The organism is Mesorhizobium sp. M0018, assembly GCF_040323955.1.
Classification (GTDB): domain Bacteria; phylum Pseudomonadota; class Alphaproteobacteria; order Rhizobiales; family Rhizobiaceae; genus Mesorhizobium.
This window is the reverse complement of the sequence record NZ_JAMYVL010000020.1, coordinates 110,564-116,806: the sequence shown is the minus strand read 5'-3', so window position 1 is coordinate 116,806 and position 6,243 is coordinate 110,564. Positions and strand designations below refer to the sequence as shown.

Genomic DNA, 6,243 nt, shown 5'->3' with positions numbered 1-6,243 from the left:
GGCTCATGCTGTGCTGCTAACTTCGCTCGTAAGGGCGACCTTAAGAGCGCAGCCTCGCTACCGTGCCGTCCTCTCGCAAGGCGGCCTTCGCCGGAGGGTATCAGCGAAACTGCAAAGTCGGGCCTCCTGATGGTCTTCTGCAGAAAGACTTGTAACACCCTCATCCGATCGGCCCGCGTCAGTGGCCGACGGTTGAACGAGCGCTGAAGGAGCTTATTCCATGCGTAAACCCGGAAGGGGTAAAAGCTCGATAAGGCAAAAAAGAACCAGAACGGGCCGCCATATGTGAGAGTGTGGCCGCGGTAGTAGTGCCGAAATGAGGTGTTGAACTTCCTCAATTCGGAGTTGAGCAGACTCCGCGGTTCGCCATCAGCGTGGTTGGTTTCAAACCAAAGCCCACCAACCCCGCCATAGTCGGCGTCCTGAACAATGTAGCGGCGCTTCCCTTCGGCATCGCGAAGATAGATGAAAAAATAGTTGGGATCAGGGGGATCATCGTCGAACATCGACTGCTTGACCGGCGGCTTGCGTCGCAGCGCCCAGCGGATTGCGGCCCGTGCAAGGAAAGGTCTCGGCATGATATATCCCCCGGAGCCATCGTAAGACAAAGGCGAGACATGCGCGAGCGGTCCTAATCCAAGTTACGCTCTGGCCGCATGTATTTGTCGAACAGCCGCGTATGACGGTCCGGATGCGGTGGCGGCATTCGCGCCCGCTTCCAAATCGATCGCTGCCAGCCCGGCCGATGTCGGCCGGCGAGGGGCGCACAAAAACGCAGGCGTTGCCGAGGCAAGTTGTACGGAAGTTGTGCGGAAGGAAATCCGATGATCGGCAAGTACTTGAAAAGATGGTGGGCGATGCAGGGATTGAACCTGCGACCCCACCCGTGTGAAGGGTGTGCTCTCCCGCTGAGCTAATCGCCCGCTCGTTGCCCGAAGGCCACGCGCGCCGCGATATAAGGGAGGCCGGCCTGCTAAGTCAACCACTTGTCGGTCGGCATTTGGCGGTCCTCCCGATGACCGGCTTTCAGCCCTCTGCCGCGGCCATCAGTCTTTGTGCCAGATCGAGCGTCAGCGAATCGAAATGCGAGATCACGGCCGACGGCTCGAACTCTCGCACATGGCGGTCTGTGTAGCCGAAATCGACTGCCACCACCGGAATCCCGGCGGCTTTCGCCGTGTCGATGTCGGTCTGCGAATCACCGACCATCAGTGCACGGTGCGGGTCGCCACCGGCGCGCGCGATGGTCTGCGTGAGATGGCGCGGGTCGGGCTTGCGGAACGGAAAACTATCCTGACCGCAGATCGCCGCGAAATGCCTGGTCATACCGAGCGCCTCGATCAGCGCCACCGAATTGGCCTCGTATTTATTGGTGCAGATGGCCAGCAGGTAACCGGCTGCCTCGAACCGTGCGATCGCCTCGGGGACGCCGGGGTAGGGGCGCGATTTGCCGGGGATGTTAACGGTGTAATGGTCCAGAAACAGCTTGAGCAGGCGGTCGTGCTCCTCCACTGCCAGCGACCTGTGCTGCGCTGCGTGGGCGCGCTCGATCATCACCCGGCCGCCATGGCCGACGAAGCGCCTGAAGCCGGCTTCGTCGACGGCCGCGAGTTGGCTGGCGGCAAGGCTGTGATTGAGACTGTCGAGCAGGTCCGGCGCCGTGTCGATCAGCGTCCCGTCGAGGTCGAACACGATGATCGGTCGGGTCATGGCCTGTCCTGTGACGATTTGATTGCCGGCAGGCGATAACCGCTGCGGCCCGTTCAGGCAAGACGGCTTATCCACCGCGGGCAAGGTCCTTTGACCAGCCCGGCAAAAATGCTACGAGCGCCGAAACAAATCTCGGGACCCGGCATGGATGCGAGGCAATTGAAGGTTGAGGCCGCGCGGGCAGCGCTTGCCCATGTCACGGATGGCATGCGGCTCGGCATCGGCACCGGCACGACGGCGGACGAGTTCGTGCGGCTGCTCGCAGACAAGGTCGCCACCGGCCTGACTGTCATCGGCGTGCCGACCTCTGAGCGCACCGCCGTCCTTTGCACCGAGCTTGGTGTGCCGCTGTCCACCCTCGAGCAAACCCCCGAGCTCGACCTCACCATCGACGGCGCCGACGAGATCGATCCGGCGCTGACGTTGGTCAAGGGCGGCGGCGGTGCGCTGCTGCGCGAAAAGATCGTCGCGGCGGCCTCCGCCCGCATGATCGTCATCGCCGACAGCTCCAAGATGGTCGAGATGATCGGCCGTTTTCCGCTGCCCATCGAAGTCAACCGGTTTGGCCTGCGCGCCACCGAAATTGCGGTCGGCGCGGCGGCTGCAAACCTTGGCCTTTCCGGCCCTGTTACATTGAGGATGACGGGGAGCCAGCCATTTGTTACAGACGGCGGCCATTTTATCCTCGATGCATCTTTTGGCCGCATTCCGGATACAAGAGCGCTTTCGAATGCTCTCCACGCCATTCCGGGCGTGGTCGAGCATGGTCTTTTCATCGGGCTGGCATCAACGGCCATCATAGCCGGCGGCGACGGCATTCAAACCGTCCATGCCGCCCGAAAATCAGGGAGTTTTACCGATCATGATGTTGCATAACCGGGTTGGCCGCTTTTTTGCCATTCTGGCGGCCTCGGCCGTTTTCGCGTTTTCGTCGCCTGCGTTTTCGCAGGACGTCACCGATGCGCATTTGAAGGCGGCGCGCGCCGCCGTCGCGGCGATCCATGCGACGGATACGTTCGACAGCATCCTGCCGCAAGCAGCCGCGGCACTGGAGCAGCAGATGATCCAGAAGAACCCGGACATGCAGGAACTGATCGCCAAGACGATCAACGAGAAGGCGATGGCCTTGGCATCGCGCCGCGCCGACCTGGAAAAGGAAGCGGCGCTCGCCTATGCAAAGGTGTTCTCGGAAAAGGAACTCAATGAAATTGCCGCCTTCTACAATTCCGATTCCGGCAAGAAGCTGCTCGACAACGGCCCGATCGTGACGCGCGAACTGGTGAAGGCTGCCGAGATCTGGCAGAACGGCCTGGCTCGCGATCTCGCCCAGCAGGTCGGCGAGACCCTGGGTGCGGCGGCGAATGCCAAGGCGCCGGCTGCACCTGCCGACGGTACCGCTCCGGCCGATGGCGCAGCTCCCGCGGACGCTACACCGAATTAATTGCGGACTTCCGGGCCGCCTGACCGCCACTGGACCAAAAGCCCGGCAAATCCGGGCTTTTCTTTTGATAGTCGGCAGCCTACCTGTCTCGGGGTTTGAGGGGCAAGGAGTTCAGCCATGGCCGGTTACGACTACGATCTTTTCGTCATCGGCGGCGGCTCCGGCGGGGTGAGGGCGGCGCGCGTCGCGGCCGCACTCGGCAAGCGTGTCGGCATTGCCGAGGAATACCGCTATGGCGGCACATGCGTGATCCGTGGCTGCGTGCCGAAGAAGCTCTATGTCTACGCCTCGCAATTCCCCGAGCATTTCGCCGACGCCGCCGGTTATGGCTGGACGGTGCCTGAGGCGCGTTTCGACTGGCAGACGCTGGTCGCCAACAAGGACCGCGAAATCAGCAGGCTGGAGGCCATCTACAAGAAGAACGTGCAGGGCGCCGGCGGCGAGGTCTTTCATTCGCGCGCCATCCTGGTAGATCGGCATGTGGTGCATCTTCTTGGTGAGGATCGCACCGTTACCGCCGACCAGATCCTGATCGCTACCGGCGGGCGACCGGCGCCGCATCCGGCATTGCCCGGCCATGAGCACTGCATCTTTTCCAACGAGGCCTTCGACCTCAAGGAACTGCCGAAGGCAATCATGATCGAGGGCGGCGGCTATATCGCCGTCGAATTCGCCAACATCTTTCACGGCCTCGGCGTCGACACGACGCTGGTCTACCGCGGCAAGGAGATCCTCAGCCGTTTCGACATGGACCTCAGACGTGTGCTGCACGAAACGATGGAAAAGAAGGGGATAAAAATCCTCTGCCACGCCGTGTCCGAGTGGGTCAGGAAGCGGCCTGACGGCCGGCTCGACGCGCTTGTCACCGGCGGCACGGTGCTGACGGTCGACCAGGTCATGCTCGCCATCGGCCGCATTCCCAATACCGAGAACATGGGCCTGGAAGGCGTCGGCATCGAGATGACCAAAACCGGGGCAATCCACGTCGACGAATACTCCCGCACCAACATCGACAACATCTGGGCAATCGGTGACGTCACCCATCGCGTGCAATTGACGCCGGTGGCAATCCACGAGGCGATGTGCTTTGTCGAGACCGCCTTCAAGGACAAGCCGACGGCGCCCGACCATGACACGATCGCTACCGCCGTCTTTTCGCAGCCCGAGATCGGTACGGTCGGCCTGTCGGAGGATGAGGCGGCAAAGCGCTTTTCGGATGTTGAAATCTACCGCGCCACCTTCCGGCCGATGCGGCACACACTTTCCGGCCGCGACGAAAAGATGCTGATGAAGCTGGTCGTCGATGGCGCCTCGAAAAGGGTCCTCGGCGCCCACATTCTCGGGCCGGATGCCGGCGAAATGGCGCAGCTTCTCGGCATACCGCTGAAGGCCGGCCTGACCAAGGATGATTTCGATCGCACCATGGCGGTGCATCCGACCGCAGCGGAAGAACTCGTCACCATGTACAAGCCGACTTACCGGGTGAGAGATGGTGAGCGCGTCTGACGCGACGACAACCCATCGCGGCAACGAAATTGCCGCGATGGCAGTGCGTGCGTTTTCTTACAGCAACGTTCCGCGCAGGATCACCAGCGCCACAGAAAAATAGATCACCAGCCCGGTGACGTCGACCAGCGTGGCGACGAACGGGGCCGATGCGCTGGCCGGGTCGAAGCCCATGCGCTTCAGGGCGAACGGCAGCATCGATCCAGACAGCGAGCCGAAGGTGACGATGCCAACCAGCGTGGCGCCGATCGTCATTGCGATCAGCGGCCAGTGCGGGCCGTAGTCGTAGAAGCCGAGATACTGCCAGAGCGCGATGCGGCAGACGCCGACCACGCCAAGGATCGAGCCAAGCACCAGGCCGGTGGGCAGCTCGCGCAGGGCCACCCGCCACCAGTCGCCAAGGCCGATCTCGCGCAGTGCCAGCGCCCGGATGACGAGCGAGGTCGCCTGCGAGCCGGAATTGCCGCCGGAGCTCATGATCAATGGAATAAATAGCGTCAGCACGATCGCCTTTTCCAGCTCGCCCTCGTAACTTTGCATCGCGTTGGCGGTCAGCATCTCGCTGATAAACAGCGCGCACAGCCAGCCGGCGCGTTTCTGGATCATCGCCAGAAAGCCCATCTTCATATAGGGCTCGTCGAGAGCCTCCATGCCGCCGAAACGATGCACATCCTCCGTCGTTTCCTCGATCATCGTGTCGATAATATCGTCGATGGTAACGATGCCGAGCAGTTTGCCGTTGTCCACGACCGGAACGGCGAGCAGATCATATTTCGAGATCAGCTGAGCAACCTTTTCACTGTCGGTCAGCGGTGAAACGGTGACAGGCGCACGATCCGGCGCGATTGCCATGATCAGCTCGTCGGGCCCGCCAGCGATCAGTCGACGCAGGCTGGTCGAGCGCAACAGGACATGCGTTTGCGGATCAACGATGTAGATCGCGTAGACGGTTTCGCGCGTCCGCTCCACCTTGCGGATATAATCCAGCGTGCGGGCTACGCTCCAGTCCGGCGGCACGCTGACATATTCGGTCGTCATGAGCGAGGCGGCGCTGCCCTCGGGGTAGCCGAGAATAGCAAGCAGCGTCGCGCGCAGCGGTGGCGCCAGGCCACCAAGCAGTTCGGAACGAGCCGGCTCGTTCAGATCGCGCAGTATGTCGGCGGCGCGGTCGACCGACATGGCGGCAAGCAGTCTGCCTGCCTTGATGCGGGGCAGCGCCTCGACCAGTTCGAATGCGCCGTCGAGTTCAGGCTGGTCGAAGATCTCGACCAACCGCTCGAACGGCACTTCGCAAAGCAGCCCCGATGCCGTCTCGCGGGGCTCCTGGTTCAAGGCCTCGACGATGTCGGCGACGTGTTCGTTGGCAAGTACGCGAGCGATGGCGATGGCATCGCCGCCCGCGACAGGGGAAAACTCGTTCATGGCTCACTCCTTGCCGTCCGGCAGGACGTGAGCCTGTCAGGTCACGTCAAGCGGACGGCGGTTGCGTTCGACTGTGACTGTCGCCAGGCATGGCGCGGTGACCTTTCTGCTCGCGGGTTCGAGTTGAGATTCTGCAAGCCGGCGCAACATAGGAGCGCGCCTTG

6 protein-coding genes and 1 tRNA gene are annotated in these 6,243 nt (G+C 62.2%); 3 read left to right on the top strand and 4 right to left on the bottom strand.

Features of this window, described 5'->3' with window-relative positions:
• From NKJ81_RS24630 to NKJ81_RS24620, 3 genes are all read right to left on the bottom strand, one after another.
• The coding region (locus NKJ81_RS24630; protein ID WP_352542028.1) for a hypothetical protein at positions 1–578 on the bottom strand (578 nt) is incomplete at its 3' end.
• A gap of 270 nt (positions 579–848) precedes the next feature.
• Positions 849–923 (bottom strand) — tRNA-Val (locus tag NKJ81_RS24625).
• A 103-nt stretch (positions 924–1,026) separates the two neighbouring features.
• A complete protein-coding gene (locus NKJ81_RS24620) occupies positions 1,027–1,710 on the bottom strand; it encodes a phosphoglycolate phosphatase (protein WP_352502435.1) in 684 nt (227 codons plus the stop codon).
• 144 nt (positions 1,711–1,854) lie between these two features.
• Here NKJ81_RS24620 and rpiA point away from each other — a divergent pair, with 144 nt between their 5' ends.
• The 3 genes from rpiA to gor all read left to right on the top strand — a co-directional run bounded on the left by rpiA (position 1,855) and on the right by gor (position 4,657).
• Positions 1,855–2,586 carry a ribose-5-phosphate isomerase RpiA gene (rpiA, locus tag NKJ81_RS24615; RefSeq protein ID WP_023675034.1) on the top strand — a complete coding sequence of 244 codons (732 nt, stop codon included), beginning with the start codon at positions 1,855–1,857 and terminating at the stop codon, positions 2,584–2,586.
• On the top strand, positions 2,573–3,151 hold the full coding sequence (locus tag NKJ81_RS24610; protein WP_352542027.1) for a DUF2059 domain-containing protein: 579 nt from the start codon (positions 2,573–2,575) through the stop codon (positions 3,149–3,151). Before rpiA ends, NKJ81_RS24610 begins: the two co-directional genes overlap by 14 nt.
• Positions 3,152–3,268: 117 nt before the next feature.
• Positions 3,269–4,657: a glutathione-disulfide reductase gene (gor, locus tag NKJ81_RS24605; protein WP_352542026.1), complete on the top strand. Its 1,389-nt coding sequence runs from the start codon at positions 3,269–3,271 to the stop codon at positions 4,655–4,657.
• Positions 4,658–4,714: 57 nt separating this feature from the next.
• On the opposite strand, the gene mgtE is transcribed toward gor, so the two are convergent.
• A complete protein-coding gene (mgtE, locus tag NKJ81_RS24600; protein ID WP_352542025.1) occupies positions 4,715–6,079 on the bottom strand; it encodes a magnesium transporter in 1,365 nt (454 codons plus the stop codon).
• Between the last annotated feature and the right edge of the window lie 164 nt (positions 6,080–6,243).